The sequence below is a fragment of the Pseudomonas sp. GW821-FHT03E01 genome, from assembly GCF_059420765.1.
Genome location: NZ_JBWKUI010000016.1, coordinates 12,381 through 27,634, shown reverse-complemented (window position 1 = coordinate 27,634; position 15,254 = coordinate 12,381). Strand labels below are relative to the sequence as shown.

Below are 15,254 nucleotides of genomic sequence, written 5' to 3'. Positions count from 1 at the left end.
AGGGTTACCGTTACTGGCGATTGCGACGGGCGTTACGGCCGGCCAGCAACAGGATGAGGACCAACAGGATGCCACCGGGAATCAGCCACAACAGCGACGGTGTGCGCCAGGCGTCCAGCCCCTTGGGTTCTTCGTGGTCGATCAATTGGCTGCCACTGGGGTCCTGGGTGTCGAAGGTGGTCAGCGTGCCGTTGTCACCGAGGATGGCGACGTCGCCGCGACTCAGCAGAACCTGCCTGGCGAAGCGGGGGGCGTCGGTGCCCAGTGTGCGATAAACCAGACCGTGCTGGCCGCCGCTTTCCACGGCTTGCAACGAGGCCAGGTGGTTGAGGGGATGCACGTCGAGCAACACCTGATCCTTGTGATTGATACGCAGGCGGCCCTGCTCGTCGACCTGCACCGACTCTTTGCTGTCCTTGATCGGCAACTCGAAGGCCAGGAAGGCTTTGTCTGGCGTGACTGAGACTTTCGGGTCTGCGCTGATATTCAATTGCGCACGCAGCGGCGAAACACCGGCGGCGTCAGCCACCGAAATCACCTGCGGCAAACTGCTTGCCGGGTGTTCGAGGTAGGCCTGCGGCACGAGGATCTGCGCGTTCACGGCAAAGCGTGCAGCCATGCCGGAGAAGTCATCATCCAGCGCAGTCTTTTCCAACACGATATGGCTGGTCGGCAGCACCGAGACCGGGAAGGCTTGTGGCGTTTCGAGGCAGCGATCACTGACCGGCTGGCGCTGGAACGACACACGCAGCACGTTGGTCGAGCCCACGGCGTAACGTGGGATCCGCGCTTCAATGCGTTGCTTTTCTCCGTTGGCCACGAGCTGTTGTGCGCCAATCAGATAATCGTTGAGAAACAGCGAGGCCACCGGCGCGGTGTCCGAGGCGCCGGGTGCGGCGGACACATCGATCACCGCCTTCACCGGCAGACGTCCGTCGTAAGCCACGCTGCCCAGAGGGAACGAGGTGCTCCAGTCGGATTTGGCCAGCACGTCGATCGCACCGGGTTTGCCGCCCAGGCGCGACAAGGCCACACGGCCGTCGGCGCTCAATGGCAACTGTGCTTCGCTGACGGTCAATTGGCGGCTGCGTGCCAGTGTGTTCCAGGCCGAGCTGAACAAGGCCAAGGCCTTGCCGGTCGCTTGCGGCGCAATCGTCAGCACCGGGCGTGTCCCCAGCAATGCCAGTCGCACATTGTCCGTGCCGGTGGCGGCCAGGCCTGCATTGATATGCCGTACACGCCATTGCGCGAAGGCGCTGGCTGCGGTGGCGTCGAGACCTTGAATCTGACTTTGCAGCGCATCCAGAGACTCATTGACGGCCTTGAGCAGTTGCGGGTCGTTGATGGCCAGATCCGCCTGGACGTTCGGGGTTTGCCCCAACATCAGCAGCGCGCCGATTTGCGCCGGGTTCCCCAGGACGTGCGGGCCTTTGCCGTTGAGGCTGGCGAACGCTGGAATAGTTTGCAGCTCGGCCGGGATACGCAGGCCGGTCAGGTCAACGCTGTCCTGTAGGGCAGGATAGGGCAGGATGTGGCTGTGCTTGCCGATCCGTTCCAGTGCCACGCCCAGACGCCAGGCGGCGTCGTAGCTTTCGGCGGTTAGGGTGCCCGGCGCGACCATGATCCCCGGTTTGCCGGGCAGTGCCGTCCAGGCTGCACCAACGTCCTGTAACTGGCTGGCGTCGTAGCTGTAGTTGAGGCGGGTGTCCGGTTCGATACGCAATACGTTGCCGATGGCGCGTTCGTCTTCGCACAACACGCGGGACACGATCGACGACCAGGCAATACCCAGGCGCACCGAACCGCTGTCACGCGCGGTCTTGTCCACGCCCAGCGTGGCGCTGGCGTCACCTTGAGCTTCGCTGAGCCCTTCGGCGCGCACCGGATAACCGTCCAGCGACAGCAGCAAGGTGTTGCGGCCGCCTTCACCGTTGAGGTAGCTGGCGTCGAAATTCAGCGTGGCATCGGTCAGTGGTACGCCCGCCGGCACGGGTAAATACAATTCGCGCCGGGCATCGGTGGAACCCAGGATGATGGGGGCGTCGATCCCCAGATCGCTCAAGCGGATCTCACGCTCCTGCCGAGTGTCGGCGTTGAGTCGGTTGATCGCCTGGGTGAGCGGGCTGTCCGCGGCCAAGGCGAAGGTCGGCATGAGCGCGAGCAGGCTCACGCCACAGGCAAGGGCGCTGAGCGCCCCCGTATGGATGGCAACGGAAGACTTCATTCAGGTAGATCTCGAGCTGATAAGGGGAGGAGCGGTTCGGTTTAGAGAGAGGTGAAAGCCGGGTAATTTTCCTCGGGCACAGGCACCGCTGTCGGGTAATGCAGGAACTTGGGCAATGACTGCCGAGCGACGACGAACTCATCGACCGGACGACCCATCAGCGCGTCGACGATGCGCGCACTGGCGCAGCCATCGCCGTATGGGTTGGCCGCCTGGGAGCATCGGCGCCATAGCAACTCGTCATCGAACAACGCGTTGACACCCGCGATGATCGAGTCCGGCGAGGTCCCGACCAGGCGCACAGTGCCCGCCGCGACCGCTTCGGGGCGCTCGGTAACGTCACGCATGACCAGCACGGGTTTACCCAGTGAGGGGGCTTCTTCCTGCACGCCACCGGAGTCGGTGAGGATCACGTGTGCCCGTTGCATCAGGCGCACGAAAGCCAGGTAGTCCAGTGGCTTGATCAGGTGCACATTGGGCAGGTCGCCCAACTGCTCGGTGACCGGGCCCATGACATTGGGGTTCAAGTGCACCGGATAGACGATCTGGATGTCGGCACGCCGGGCCAAATGGCTCAGGGCCTTGCAGATGTCGAGGAAGCCTTCGCCGAAGTTTTCCCGACGATGCCCGGTGACCAGCAATACCTTGCGGCCGGGTTGCAGGAACGAGAATTGCTCATCCAGGCCTGCACGCAGGTCAGCGTCCTGTTCGATGCGCTGCGCGGTCATCTGCAAAGCGTCGATCACCGTGTTGCCGGTCACGAAAGAGCGCCCCTGCAAACGCTCGTCGAGCAGGTTTTTTTGCGACTCGTGGGTCGGCGCAAACAGCATGTCCGCACCCAGGTCGATGCAGCGACGATTCATTTCTTCCGGCCACGGGCTGTAGATGTCACCGGTGCGCAGGCCAGCTTCCACATGGCCGACCGGAATGCGTCGATGGAATGCAGCCATCGCGGCCACCATGGCCGAAGTGGTGTCGCCATGTACCAGCACCCGGTCCGGCTGGGCCACTTCCAGCACCGGATCAATCGCCTCGTAAAGCGCCGCGGTCAGCGAATTAAGCGTCTGGTGCGGCGTCATCACATCGAGGGTGTAATCGGCCTTGAGGTTGAACAGATCCAGCACCTGTTTAAGCATGCTTTGATGTTGGCCGGTGATGCATATCTGCGAATGAATGCCAGGTTCCGCAGCGAGGGCTTTGACTAAAGGCGCCATCTTGATGGCTTCAGGACGGGTACCGAAGATCGAAAGGACTTTAAGCCTTGAATGATGGCGGACGATGATGCCTTCCTCGCGCAGTTCTAGTGCGCAACACAAAAGCTGCCCCAAGTTATATTGAAACTTGAGCCACGCTAGCGTTATTTGAGTTTAGTAAAGGCCGGGATAGTCAGCGTGAGCGCTGATGTTCACTTCATGTGAGAGGGGACGTCGCCTGGAAACCCGGAAGCTGCCGGATTATTAGCATCAAAGGTGAATATTTTAAAGCGTTATGTGTGGGTTTTTATTTAATTATAAAGTTTGAAACTTTTATATTTGTGGTTGGTCACTTATGGTTTTTAATGATTTTATGAGGTTTTTATTTAAGTGTTGTTGAAGTTTTATATTATTGATTTCTATAGCTATTTTATATTTTTACTCCGTTCGTCAGTGCGTATGAATTATTCATGGGTTGTAACGGTCGCGTCGGCGCTGTTAAGGGGCTGTTTCTCTGAAGAATGGTGGTTGTGGCGGTCACTTAAATGACGCCTGAATATTGTCGCGATGCAGTAGGGTAATAAGTTTTTGTGAAAGGGTAAATAACGCATTAATAGGGGATGATATTTTAAGAAAGTGTTCGCCAGTGTACTTGGCCTGTGTTTCAACAGAATCAGCCGATAGCAGTTCCTTTGCCATCAGCGTTTTCTGCGAGTCGAGCGCAAGTCCGCTCCAGGCCTATCGCAGCCTGCATAGCTGACCAAAATAGACCTTGGCGGACAGTCAGGACACTAGCGTCAGGTTTCGGATTGATGAGCCGCCCAGTGTTTCATCTCTTCGGCAATGAAGTGGTTCACCAGGTCGCTGTACATCTTCTCGATGGCATCCGGGCTCAGGCCCTCGGCTTCGGCCCATTCGCGTCGAGTTACCAGCATGGCCTTGAAACGCTCCGGAGCGCGCACCGAAGTCACCGAGGTCTTGAACTTCGAGGCGGCCAGCACGTAGTGAAAACGCTTGCCCAACAGCTTGATAACGGCCTGGTCCAGGGCGTCGATTTCGCGTCGGATATCTTCCATGCCTGCACACTCTGCGGGCTGCAACTGATTGATGACTTCCATGTAGGTGACTCCGTTTGTTGAAAAAATCGTGGGATTCAAGTGCCGATTTTACGACGGCTACGCAGCCTCGCGAGCGCTGATAAATTCGATGAGCGCTTTCAAGGCGGGTGGCACATGCCGCCGGCTTGAGTAGTAAAGAAAGAACCGGCTGGGCGGTGCTTTCCACTCCTGGAGTATTTCTCTGAGATGCCCGTTCCGGAGATCGTCGCGCACCAGCTCCTCGTAGACATAGGCAATACCAGCGCCGTCTTTCGCTGCCTGGATCATCAGCGCATCGTCTTCCAGAATCAGCGGGCCGGTGACGGATAACCGTATCGGTTGACCGTCGGCTTGATACTCCCAGGCGTAAAGTTTGCCACTGGGAAAACGCCTGGCAATGCACGCATGGTCGAGCAAGTCGCGGGGGACGTGCGCGGTTCCCTTCGCGGCCAGATAAGCATCCGCGGCTACGGTCACGAACGATTGAGGTGCGCCGACAGGGACTGCGATCATGTCACCGGCCAGGCTTTCACCAAAGCGGACTCCAGCGTCAAATCCCTCATTGACGATATCGGTCAATCCATCATCGGTGATCAGGTCCAACTGAATACGTGGATACCTGGCCACGAAGGGCGCCAGCACTTTCGCAAACACGATGCGAGCCGCCGGACGCGCCACGTTGAGGCGAAGTTTGCCAGTGGGCACTTCCTGCATCGAGGTCAATTGCGCCAATGCATCGTTAACCTGGTGCAGGCTCGGGACCAGCGTCGCCAATAGCTGCTGGCCGGCCTCGGTCGGGGTCACGCTACGAGTGGTTCGGTTCAGCAGTCTGATGCCCAAACGTGCTTCCAGCGCTCGCATTGCGTGACTCAACGCGGAAGCCGAAACGCCACGTTCGTCGGCGGCCTTGCGAAAGCTGCGATGGCGAGCGACGGCGGCAAAGGCGTCGAGTTCAGAGAGATCGGGGTGATGACTCATGAGTTTTGTTCAGTAGTTCAAATACGATTACCTATCTTATCGTCATGAGACCTCTGCCGGATACTTCCTCCATCATTCGTGGAGAGGTGGCTATGCAAAACAATCGTCTTGGATCATCGGATTTTCTGATTTCACCGATTGGCCTGGGAACCTGGGCAATCGCCGGCACCGGCTGGGAGTACAGTTGGGGAGCGCAGGATGACAAGGACAGCCTGGGCGCACTTGAATATGCCGTCGAACGCGGCGTGAACTGGATTGACACCGCTGCGGTTTATGGCTTGGGCCATGCAGAGCAATTGGTGGGGCAATTGCTGCGGCGGGTGCCGGCGTCACGGCGTCCTTTGGTGTTCACCAAAGGCAGTTTGGTCTGGGACCCGGTCACGAAGAAGATTTCGCATTCGCTGGCCCCTCAATCCTTGCTCGCCGAGATCGACGCAAGCTTGCGCCGGCTTCAAGTCGAGACCATCGATCTTTATCAGATCCACTGGCCTGCTTTTCCTGCTGATGCCAGCAGTGAAGGCATTGAAATGGCGCTTTCGGCTTTGGCTGCCGCGCGCGATCAAGGAAAGATTCGCGCGATCGGTGTATCGAATTTCGATGTCGCTCAACTCAAGCGGGCGCAGGCGGTGACGGAGATCGTTTCGCTCCAGCCGCCGTACTCGGCCTTGATGCGGGACATTGAGCAGGACGTTTTGCCATTCTGCGAGCAGGCCGGGATGGGTGTCCTTGCCTATTCCACGCTTCAATCAGGGCTGCTTTCCGGCAGCATGACGCGCGAACGCATCTCGCAACTGCCCGAAGACGATTGGCGCAAGGCTCGAAGTGCTGATTTCCAGGAGCCCCGTTTGAGTGCGAACCTGGCATTGGTTGACGTCATGGCACGTATTGGAGAAAGGCACGGGGTGAGCGCTGCGGCGGTCGCCATCGCCTGGGTACTTCGCAAACCGGTCGTGACGGGCGCCATTGTCGGAGCCCGCCATCGCGCACAAGTAGACGGGCTGATTGCAGCCTTGGAGTTGCGCCTCAGCGCTGCGGAAATCGATGAAATTCGACCGTTCCTGCCGGCGGGCATGGGAACAAATGTCCCTGGTGCCGCCTGACACTATTGAGAAGAGGATGAGTGTTCAGTTTTGCATACTGAACGCAGGCGTTCGATGGGTAGCAGAGCGGTCGATCAAGATCGCAATGCTACCCATCACATCACCGATCAAGCCCGGCGGCGCGGTCAGCACCACCATCCACATGCGAGAGAAGTTCTGCAGTTGCAGCATAAGTGACGGCAGTTTCGCTTCGATCTCCTTGAGCAACGGCTGGATCTGCTGCGTCACCGATACACCTTGCTATCAGTTTTTGCACTCCGCCATCACCACATGACAGGTCGTCGGCGTGCCACCGGATTGGCCGGCATAGCGTATGCAGTTATCCATGGACTTTTGACGAGCCTTGTCCAGGGTGGAGCCCCAGGCCAGGCCGCCCTCGCCAGCAGTGGGTAGCGCTTTTGCATAGCAACTTGAGCCTGTGCTTGAGTCTGCACTTGAGGCCGAGTAGCGGGCCGTGGAAGTTTTGCCCGCACAGCCCGCGGTCAGCGCCAGGTTGATGGCGAGCAGGGAAGGGAGGATCCATGACGAGCATTGGCGTGCTGTTTTGCCGATCATCCCGTTTCCCCTGTATCAAGAGGCTGGAGGCGTGTTTGTGGTCGTGTTCTATTTAGATTAGACGGTGTTGCGCCTGCCTTGGTTAAAACGGCTCGTTAAATAAACGAGCCGTTGTTGTGAAGGTGTTCAGCGGGGCAAGTGCATGGATGTCAGATCACCTCAAAGGTGATCCGCATCAATCACAGCCTTGGCGAACGCCTGCGGATCTTCCTGCGGCAGGTTGTGGCCGATGCCGCCGCTGATCAGCCGGAACTCGTATTTGCCGGTGAAGCGCTTGGCGTAATCCTCGGGGGCCGGGTGCGGCGCACCGTTGGCATCGCCTTCAAGGGTGATGGTCGGCACGCTGATGGAAGGCGCCGTGGCCAGTTTCTGCTCCAGCGCTTCGTATCGGCTCTCGCCCTGGACCAGGCCCAGGCGCCAGCGGTAGTTGAATACGGTGATGTCGACATGGTCGGGGTTGTCCAGCGCCTTGGCGCTGCGGTCGAAAGTGGCGTCGTCGAACGCCCATTTCGGCGAAGCCAGTTGCCATATCAACTTGGCGAAGTCGTGGGTGTTTTTCTCGTACCCGGCGCGACCGCGATCGGTGGCGAAGTAAAACTGATACCACCACTGCAATTCAGCCTTGGGTGGCAGCGGGTTCTTGCCGGCCGCCTGATTGCCGATCAGATACCCGCTGACCGAGACCAGCGCCTTGACCCGTTCTGGCCACAGCGCCGAGACGATGTCGGCCGAGCGTGCGCCCCAATCGTAACCACCGAGCACGGCTTGTTTGATCTTCAGCGCATCCATGAAGTCGATGACGTCACTGGCCAGCGCAGCCGGTTGGCCATTGCGAACGGTTTTATCGGACAGAAAATGCGTATCGCCATAGCCACGCGCATACGGCATCAGCACTCGATAGCCCTTCGCGGCAAGCAACGGGGCGACCTCGTCATAGCTGTGAATGTCGTACGGCCAGCCGTGCAGAAGAATCACCACTGGCCCATTAGCCGGGCCTGTTTCGGCGTATGCCACGTCCAGCAGGCCGGCGTTGACATGCTTGAGCGGGCCGAACGGGGAGGGTGTTGCATGAGTGGCGCCAGCATTGACCGAGGTTGGCTGCGCCGCGGTGGTCGTTTGTGCGTGGGCCGCACCGAGAGCGCTGAACAGGGTAAACGCGAGGATCGACGAGCCGAGCAGGCGGTGGCGGGTTTTGCCGGTTTTGTTCTGCAGTGCCATCTTCATGTGATGTCTCCGTTGCAAGTCGTTGGCCAGGGGATCTGGCTGAGCCCCTTGAAACCTTGCTTGCATTTGAACGTAGCGACGTATCTGGTCTGTGTCGAATCGCAGGCCTGGTGAAAAATCATGTATCGAGAGGCTAATCAGACACACTGTGATACATAAGGAGAGATCTCGGTATCAAATCGCATGTCTGAAAAAGGTGGGGCCATTGAAATTAAAGTTCAGCCACGTCGATGTTCTCGTCAAAGACCTTGAGGAAGCGTGCAAGTATTACGCCCGTGTCTTCAGCGCCAGAATTTCAAAGACACTTGATTGGCAGCGCGACGGTTTGCATGTGCGCTATGCGATCGTCATGTTCGGAACGGAGCGCCTTATGCTGGTGCAACCGTTTACCGGAAATCTCAAGGCTCTGATGGACGCCAACGGCGAAGGCACCATCTACCGGCACTGCTATTCCACACCGGACATCGAGGCAGCCTACGACGAATTGATCGACGCAGGCGTCCAGCCGGAAGATGAGAACGGCAAACCGCTGTCTCGCGATAACCTCCAGACGCCAAGTGGGACACGCATACTCTGGTTACCGAAACGCTTCGGGCATTTTTCTATTGAGTTGCTTGAAGAGAAAGAGCTGGAGGCATTTATCAAGGAGGCATTTGCCGAGGAGGGCTGAGGGAGGGCGCTCGGCATTGCCATGCTGACTGCCGATTGATCCAGGCTCTACGTGGTCACTGCGAGCGGATGTCGAGACTGACCCCCATAAACCGTGGCGCTAAGGAAGAGCGTGGGCCATCGACTGTCGTAGAGTGAAATGTTGCTGGTTAGAGCCATGGTGCTTCTTCATTGTGTCCACTGGCAACAAACTATGGTCGCTTGCTCCCGACAAAATAAAAAACAGCGCTGAGCAGGAAAAACACTATGCCAGCGATGATCAAACCGTACAAAAAGTAATGCTCATGGGGCGTTAGGTATACAACCGAACCGTGCGTATCCAGCGGGTAGGTTTTTCCACTTTGAAGATCCGGCGTTCTCAGTCCGTGAGCATCAAAGTATTTCCAGGCAAAAAATGAAGAAAACCAAAAGCCTAAGGCCAGTACTCCCACGACGCGTTTAAGTGCATTCATTCTCTCACCTCCCAGATTTTGTATCGCCAGATTGCCTCTGATTACAGATTGATCTTGTGAGCCGCTATCGGTATATCCCTCTCCTTCGGTGGTTTCGTCTTTTAATTACAGTGTAGAAGATAAAGAAGATGGACGCAGCGTGCTCGATGGAGAATGCAATAAAGAAGAAGTTGTCAGTCATTGGGTGCGGCATAGAAGTGATTATTGTGTAAGCTTCCATTTGTCCGAATGTCACTGCGAAAATGGTCGCAATAGATACGGCTCCTCCTATTAATCTTTTCAGAAAATTGTCACGTAATCGCCGCAATGAACTCAGGTACCAAAGCAAAACGCCCCACTGAACAAAGGCAAATGGCAGGATTGCCAGTCTTCCGATAAGTAAGTGTTCGCTTCCGTCGGTCATTTTTACACCCTGACTTTGATGGCTCACTTTCGCCCGCTAGCACCGCACCAATTGCGGGCAAGCCAATGGCCGGGCCGGACATGCTTTCTGATCTGGAAGCTCGCCGGGGTGGGGTATTTCCATGCAGATGCCAAGAGTGATCTCCATATGTGTGTATATTTTTATAAATTATTTATCAATCCCCATGTTAAGAAAAAAGACATTAAAAGAGCTAATGCGCCAACTGATCTAAGAATATACAGATAATTGCTTGATCTGATCAGGCTCTTGAGTGGGTATTTTTTTGATGCGCCTGCTCGGTCAATTAACTTGATTATAATGCCTTGCGTTTTCTCAGAAAAAAACAAGCACATTATTCCCAGTAAGCACAGTATTATAATAAAAGCCAATAGCCCAATAGTCATAATTTCCACCATTCTGATCCAATCTTCCTTGCAGCCTGGAAGGAGTAGTTTTAATTAGCACCTAGTTGTGGAGAAACGAATCCAAACCCTGATGCGGACCCATTACCTAGTGACCACGAATCAGAAACGCCCCCCCCAGCAGCCAGCGGTAGCGTTAATTCCATTTCCCGACAAGCGACGCCCTTACACACCACCACCAAAAAAAATAAAAACCGTAAAAATAGCGATGAATTGAATCGGTATAAAAACAATCAACAACCAGTTCGGCAGTTTTTTTGAGAAGGTCAGCATTAAAGCGCTAATAAGAACTGATGCGGCTGGAAATAATACATAAAGCTTAAGTTGGCCGGAATTGGGGTAGCCAACGGCTTTTTGTGGTGCAATTCCAGAATACAGCTCAATGCCAATAAAAAAACAATGCATGTCAATAACAAGACAATAGTTAATGCAATACGGACTCCTACTTTGCTCCTTTTTTCTAGTTGACTCATGGTCCAGTTCCTACACTAGGATTAAGGTTGATATAGCCAGCAACACCCAGCGCACTGAAAATTACCGGCCCAATGTACTGGTTTAGAGTAGCATTTGGCCCATTGCCGGTCCCCACAAATTGGGCGCCCACGGCGCCATTCTGGTCGGTAATTGAAGAAAATAAATCCGTCCCCTTTGTTTGCTCGTTCTTTTAATTGCAGCGTAGAAGATAAAGAAGATGGACGCGGCGTGCTCGATGGAGAATGTAATAAAGAAAAAGTTGTCAGTCATTGGGTGCGGCATAGAAGTGATTATTGTGTAAGCTTCCATTTGTCCGAATGTCACTGCGAAAATGGTCGCAATAGATACGGCTCCTCCTATTAATCTTTTCAGAAAATTGTCACGTAATCGCCGCAATGAACTCAGGTACCAAAGCAAAACGCCCCACTGAACAAAGGCAAATGGCAGGATTGCCAGTCTTCCGATAAGTAAGTGTTCGCTTCCGTCGGTCATTTTACACCCTGACTTTGATGGCTCACTTTCGCCCGCTAGCACCGCACCAATTGCGGGCAAGCCAATGGCCGGGCCGGACATGCTTTCTGATCTGGAAGCTCGCCGGGGTGGGGTATTTCCATGCAGATGCCAAGAGTGATCTCCATATGTGTGTATTTTTTTTATAAGTTTTTTATCCATGCCCATATTAAGAAAAAAGATGTAAAGAGGGCTATCGCGCCCACCATCCTAAGCATGTTCAAGTAGTTGTTTGATCTAACCAGGGTCTTGAGTGGGTGGTTTTTTGATGCGTATGCCCAGTCAGCCACTTTTATTGCAATTTCTCGGGTTTGCTCGAGAGAAAACAAGCACATTACTCCTACTGAGAACAGTATAATAATCAATAATAACAATCCGACGCTTTTCATTCTCACCATCCTGATCCAGCCTTCCCAGCCTCTTGGGAGGAATAATTGTAACTAGCACCTAGTTGAGGCGAAATCAATCCAACCCCTGTTGCAAACCCATTACCTGGTGACCACGTCTCAGAAATCCCCCCCAGAAACCAGCAGCAGCGTTAACTCCATTTCCCGACAAGAAGTTATTGAGCTGATTTTCTATAGCGTTACATGACTGGTTTATCCAGTTTGCAGTAATGCTTCCAGTTATAATGTTAGCAGACTTTCCAAGTTCTGCACCTAATACGCTCCCGTACCAGTTCCCATATCGATCTAAACTAGCAGTTCCCGATCAGCCAAAATACGTGTCCGTTATTGGATTTGGAATTGCGATATTTATATTTACTGCGAGGAAGTCTGGAAGACGCCATAGCCCTAAAGGGTCAATGTAAGAAACCGGATTCCCGCCAACATAACCATACGTATTAATCCCCCCCCGCAAGTCCAATCGGATCTCCCGAGATAAACCGTCCAAAGCCTGGAGAGTAATACCGTGCCCGATAATAATAGACACCCGTGCCATCATTTTCCCGCCCGGTGTACTGCTGGCTGTTGGTACTGGCGGAGCCGGGGCTGCTGGTTTGGCCATAAGGGTCATAGGTGTATTGCGTGGTGAACGCGCCAGTGCTGTCGGTAAGCGCTTGGGTTGAACCCAGCGCATCAGTCAAGTAGCTGTAGGTGTTGCCGCTGGCCTCGGTGCGGCTGAATACTTCGTCCAAACCGCCCGTAAGGAGATTGGCCTGTACCGTGGGGGTGACAGTACCGGTCAGCTCTTGCACCAGATTGACACCGTCGAAGACATAACTGGTGGTCTGGCCGGAAATTGTCTTCTGGCTGCGCCTGTTGGCCGCGTCATAACTGAAACTCCCGGATACGGTGCCCGTGAGCGTGCTCAGGCGCTGGCGCGAATCCCAGGTGTAGGTATTGCTCCCGTCACTGTCGTTAAAATGTTCAATGGCATGTTTAACTAAAAATACCCTGCCACACACGTTGAATTATTCATTTTCTGGATAGTTGCACCATTGACAGCAAACATATTTCATGGTTGTTAGCGGGATGAATCGAAGTGCCTTATTTCCGCACCTAGGACAGCGTATTTTTGAAACTCGGATTATTAGTATAAATCCAATTATAGCGCTGCCGGCATTAAGTGTTGTGAAAATCCATGCTGGTGGTTCCCCCCAAGAAATTTTTATAATTGATATGACTGCCAGCTGGATCAAGAGCGCGACTGGCAACCACAACCAAAACAAATTACGTCGATGACGTATTTCCTTTAGAAAATCATTTTTATCGTGAGACTTCATTTTATAAAACCTCAAGTGATGTGATTTTTTCGTAACTGTAGATGTTTATGGGGCTTATCTCAATGTTTGAATGAGTTAAACCAGTTTTTAGCACTCTGGATCGTTGGAGATACTGCTGTTGCAGTTCCTGACTGACCGACAAACGCACCAAGCCCTTTACCAAGTCCAAATTTGTATGGGACTGCTCCAGATACACCCGATATGTTACCGCAGCTGTTTCCTGAGGCACTAATACCGAATGCTGGCCCCCAGCCGATATCGGCTTCCGCGTACGATGTGTGATCAAAACCTGTAGTAGGGGCATCACCATCTCCACCAACGATACTGACTCCCCATCCAACATAATAGCCTGCACCGAGCCAACCATTGGCTTGACCTTGTGAGTACACCGATGTGTTCATCCAATCGAGATTCACACCTACGACCACATTAAGACTTCCCCTGTTCCTGGGACTATCAAAGCTACGCCGCCAGAAATCGTCAATTGATATGCGAGGCCATATGGATCAGTAATGCCAATCGGATTCCCGCCAACATAACCATACGTATTAATCCCCCCCGCAAGTCCAATCGGATCTCCCGAGATAAACCGTCCAAAGCCTGGAGAGTAATACCGTGCCCGATAATAATAGAGGCCCGTGCCATCATTTTCCCGCCCGGCGTACTGCTGGCTGTTGGTGCTGGCGGAGCCGCTGCTGCTGGTTTGGCCATAAGGCTCGTAGGTGTATTGCGTGGTGAACGCGCCAGTGCTGTCGGTAAGCGCTTGGGTTGAACCCAGCGCATCAGTCAAGTAGCTGTAGGTGTTGCCGCTGGCCTCGGTGCGGCTGAATACTTCGTCCAAACCGCCCGTAAGGAGATTGGCCTGTACCGTGGGGGTGACAGTACCGGTCAGCTCTTGCACCAGATTGACACCGTCGAAGACATAACTGGTGGTCTGGCCGGAAATTGTCTTCTGGCTGCGCCTGTTGGCCGCGTCATAACTGAAACTCCCGGATACGGTGCCCGTGAGCGTGCTCAGGCGCTGGCGCGAATCCCAGGTGTAAGTGTTGCTGCCGTCACTGGTCATATTGCCGTTGGCGTCATACAGCAAGGAGGCACCGCTCCATGCCGTCAACTGGTTAGATAAACGCCACCAAATCGGTTTTTCCAGGGGCGTCAGAACCAGAGGGCGACTGGCTTGGATGAGCTGTTTTGTCGTGTCCATAGCGATAACGATCAAATGCAGAGTTACCAGCCACCAGGGTGCGTTCGTAGGCCGCGATGGCTTGTGCAACTTGCGTGGCCATTAACGTCTCAGGGGAGGCCGCATACACCTTCTCGAAAGCCGCAACATACTGAATGTCCTGCCGAATGGTATGGAGTAACTGCGCCTCATCATTCACGGCGTGTTCGATCGGGTTAAAGAGGGGATCCGTAGCCTGCGACTTGAGGCTGTCACGGCGCCCGTCCCAGAACTGAGTTCCGGCAATAGCCGCATTGACGAGGGTAGGTGTGTTGCGTGTTCCAAGCTGGCGATGGATGCCCTGGGCGCGCGGCAAACCGTCGATGAAGCCTCGTTCGGGATTATGGCAAGAGGCACAGCTGATCGAGCCGTCAGCACTCAGACGCTTGTCAAAGAACAGCGTTTTGCCAAGCTGGATTTTTTCCACCAGATGCTCAGGTGACGAGGCATCTGGTATGGGCGGAAGCCCCAGCAGGTTATCTACGGCTTGCTCCGTACAAGACGCCGATAATCCGGGAAGAGAGTCAGCCATAACCGTGCCGGCAGGCAACAGCGCCAGGCACATGCTCAGGCAATGCATGCTGCGCATGTTCAGTTACTGGTACTTAGCGGGCTGAAATCGGGAGCCGGGATGCCAGGGGAGGGAAGCAGCGTGTTTCGTATCAATACAATGGCGAATGCTCAGCATTTGCTGCCGAGACTTTAGACCTGAAGCCACCATAAGCACCTCCCTGTGAACCGGAGCCACATTGGGCTCGTCGTACACGTCGTATGCACAGCGGTTGGAACACTTGTGTGTTCACGATGGGGTCTTCATTCCATGACCTTGGGGGAGATCGAACGTCCGCGATCCCGAGCATCCAGCACGAGATGACAGTAGTACAGGGTTTGAAAACTTGCCAATGGGACTGGAAAGCGACCGGTCAGGATGGCTTTCTGCAGTCGAGGATTTCGCGGGTTTGCGCTTTCCCCTCATTGACTTTGTCGCGAAGCGTTAACAGGCCC

General features: G+C 54.7%; 16 protein-coding genes. 2 read left to right on the top strand and 14 right to left on the bottom strand.

Features of this window, described 5'->3' with window-relative positions:
• Window positions 1–10: 10 nt before the first annotated feature.
• The 4 genes from AC07VO_RS24830 to AC07VO_RS24815 form a co-directional block, all read right to left on the bottom strand.
• Window positions 11–2,224 carry a hypothetical protein gene (locus tag AC07VO_RS24830; protein WP_086944946.1) on the bottom strand — a complete coding sequence of 738 codons (2,214 nt, stop codon included), beginning with the start codon at window positions 2,222–2,224 and terminating at the stop codon, window positions 11–13.
• A gap of 41 nt (window positions 2,225–2,265) precedes the next feature.
• On the bottom strand, window positions 2,266–3,504 hold the full coding sequence (gene wecB, locus AC07VO_RS24825) for a non-hydrolyzing UDP-N-acetylglucosamine 2-epimerase (RefSeq protein WP_256580792.1): 1,239 nt from the start codon (window positions 3,502–3,504) through the stop codon (window positions 2,266–2,268).
• 710 nt (window positions 3,505–4,214) lie between these two features.
• Entirely contained in the window at window positions 4,215–4,535 is a 321-nt protein-coding gene (locus AC07VO_RS24820; protein ID WP_086944945.1) for an isochorismate lyase, read from the bottom strand.
• A 57-nt stretch (window positions 4,536–4,592) separates the two neighbouring features.
• Complete coding sequence (locus AC07VO_RS24815; RefSeq protein ID WP_086944944.1) at window positions 4,593–5,492, bottom strand: LysR family transcriptional regulator; 900 nt, start codon at window positions 5,490–5,492, stop codon at window positions 4,593–4,595.
• A gap of 92 nt (window positions 5,493–5,584) precedes the next feature.
• Here AC07VO_RS24815 and AC07VO_RS24810 point away from each other — a divergent pair, with 92 nt between their 5' ends.
• Window positions 5,585–6,592, top strand: a complete 1,008-nt coding sequence (locus AC07VO_RS24810; protein ID WP_086944943.1) for an aldo/keto reductase — start codon at window positions 5,585–5,587, stop codon at window positions 6,590–6,592.
• A gap of 24 nt (window positions 6,593–6,616) precedes the next feature.
• Here the strand turns inward: AC07VO_RS24810 and AC07VO_RS24805 are convergent, their stop codons facing one another.
• From AC07VO_RS24805 to AC07VO_RS24795, 3 genes are all read right to left on the bottom strand, one after another.
• A complete protein-coding gene (locus AC07VO_RS24805; RefSeq protein WP_086944942.1) occupies window positions 6,617–6,820 on the bottom strand; it encodes a hypothetical protein in 204 nt (67 codons plus the stop codon).
• Window positions 6,821–6,835: 15 nt separating this feature from the next.
• The gene (locus tag AC07VO_RS24800; protein ID WP_086944941.1) at window positions 6,836–7,147 is read right to left on the bottom strand and encodes a hypothetical protein; all 312 of its coding nucleotides are present in this window, start codon (window positions 7,145–7,147) and stop codon (window positions 6,836–6,838) included.
• Between the two features lie 159 nt (window positions 7,148–7,306).
• The gene (locus tag AC07VO_RS24795; protein WP_086944940.1) at window positions 7,307–8,371 is read right to left on the bottom strand and encodes an alpha/beta fold hydrolase; all 1,065 of its coding nucleotides are present in this window, start codon (window positions 8,369–8,371) and stop codon (window positions 7,307–7,309) included.
• 205 nt (window positions 8,372–8,576) lie between these two features.
• Here AC07VO_RS24795 and AC07VO_RS24790 point away from each other — a divergent pair, with 205 nt between their 5' ends.
• The gene (locus tag AC07VO_RS24790) at window positions 8,577–9,041 is read left to right on the top strand and encodes a VOC family protein (RefSeq protein WP_086945144.1); all 465 of its coding nucleotides are present in this window, start codon (window positions 8,577–8,579) and stop codon (window positions 9,039–9,041) included.
• A 190-nt stretch (window positions 9,042–9,231) separates the two neighbouring features.
• Here the strand turns inward: AC07VO_RS24790 and AC07VO_RS24785 are convergent, their stop codons facing one another.
• The 7 genes from AC07VO_RS24785 to AC07VO_RS24755 all read right to left on the bottom strand — a co-directional run bounded on the left by AC07VO_RS24785 (window position 9,232) and on the right by AC07VO_RS24755 (window position 14,838).
• The gene (locus tag AC07VO_RS24785) at window positions 9,232–9,492 is read right to left on the bottom strand and encodes a hypothetical protein (protein ID WP_064618677.1); all 261 of its coding nucleotides are present in this window, start codon (window positions 9,490–9,492) and stop codon (window positions 9,232–9,234) included.
• Window positions 9,493–10,482: 990 nt separating this feature from the next.
• A complete protein-coding gene (locus AC07VO_RS24780; RefSeq protein ID WP_086944936.1) occupies window positions 10,483–10,722 on the bottom strand; it encodes a hypothetical protein in 240 nt (79 codons plus the stop codon).
• A gap of 150 nt (window positions 10,723–10,872) precedes the next feature.
• Window positions 10,873–11,364, bottom strand: coding sequence for a hypothetical protein (locus AC07VO_RS24775; RefSeq protein ID WP_086944935.1), 492 nt, complete (start codon window positions 11,362–11,364; stop codon window positions 10,873–10,875).
• A gap of 781 nt (window positions 11,365–12,145) precedes the next feature.
• On the bottom strand, window positions 12,146–12,709 hold the full coding sequence (locus tag AC07VO_RS24770; protein ID WP_310398347.1) for an RHS repeat-associated core domain-containing protein: 564 nt from the start codon (window positions 12,707–12,709) through the stop codon (window positions 12,146–12,148).
• Between the two features lie 377 nt (window positions 12,710–13,086).
• Window positions 13,087–13,443 (bottom strand): hypothetical protein, encoded by a 357-nt coding sequence (locus AC07VO_RS24765; RefSeq protein ID WP_140393624.1) that lies wholly within the window; start codon window positions 13,441–13,443, stop codon window positions 13,087–13,089.
• Between the two features lie 2 nt (window positions 13,444–13,445).
• Window positions 13,446–14,231 (bottom strand): RHS repeat-associated core domain-containing protein, encoded by a 786-nt coding sequence (locus AC07VO_RS24760; RefSeq protein WP_086944931.1) that lies wholly within the window; start codon window positions 14,229–14,231, stop codon window positions 13,446–13,448.
• Window positions 14,146–14,838 (bottom strand): cytochrome-c peroxidase, encoded by a 693-nt coding sequence (locus tag AC07VO_RS24755; RefSeq protein WP_086944930.1) that lies wholly within the window; start codon window positions 14,836–14,838, stop codon window positions 14,146–14,148. The genes AC07VO_RS24760 and AC07VO_RS24755 overlap by 86 nt, the downstream gene beginning before the upstream one ends.
• Window positions 14,839–15,254 lie beyond the last annotated feature (416 nt).